The sequence below is a fragment of the Hymenobacter sp. AT01-02 genome, assembly GCF_000961955.2.
GTDB classification, from domain to species: domain Bacteria; phylum Bacteroidota; class Bacteroidia; order Cytophagales; family Hymenobacteraceae; genus Hymenobacter; species Hymenobacter mucosus.
Genome location: NZ_JZIR02000247.1, coordinates 1 through 738, shown reverse-complemented (window position 1 = coordinate 738; position 738 = coordinate 1). Strand labels below are relative to the sequence as shown.

General features: G+C 62.2%; 1 protein-coding gene. It reads right to left on the bottom strand.

All coding sequences use genetic code 11. The features are described 5' to 3' along the window. Window positions 1–565: DDE-type integrase/transposase/recombinase (locus tag VI25_RS22905; protein ID WP_152981805.1), on the bottom strand; the 565-nt coding region annotated here is incomplete at its 3' end. Between the last annotated feature and the right edge of the window lie 173 nt (window positions 566–738).

Here is a 738-nt window from a genome sequence, read left to right as displayed (position 1 = left end):
GCCCCGGTGCCGGCTGCCGACTCAGTAGTGCCCGACGCAAGGCTGTGGTCACTAATGCCTCCGCCATACTGCCGAGCACCTGCCAGCCTACTACGCGTTTGGTATAGACATCCTGAAACGCAGCTAAATAAGCCCACGAACCGTTTTGCAGCGGTAAGTAGGTGATGTCGCCCACCCATACTTGGTCGGCTGAGGTGGGCGCTGGCCGGTGCAGTACGTGATTAGCCGCCACACGAGGCCCCTGTTCACTCTGCGTCGTGCGGGGGACAAAGGCCCGTGGCTGCACAGCTACTAACTCACGCTGGCGGAGCACCTGACGAATACGGTGGCGGCCCACCGCATACCCTTGCGCCCGCAGTTCGGCCTGCAAGCGCCGCGTGCCATAACGCCGCTTGTGTTGCACAAAGGTCTGGCACAACGCCTGCTCCCAAGCCGGTACCAGGGGCCGACCAGTAGCCTTTTTCTGCCAGCGGTAGTAGCTGGCCACCCCTACGCGCAGCGCCTGGCAGAGGCGGCGCACCGGGTAGTGTGGCGTTTGCGCTCGAATAAAGCGGTAGCGGCTCACGGGGTCGGTTGCGTAAAGATGGCCAAGGCTTTTTTTAGGATGTCACGCTCCTGTTTGCAAGCGCCGGACTTCGGCCTGCAACTGGCGCATGGCCACGCTTTCGCCTTCTTCACGGCCGTCCTGCACGACGGGCTGCAGGGCTTTTTGCCACTTATAGAGCAGCTTGGGACTGA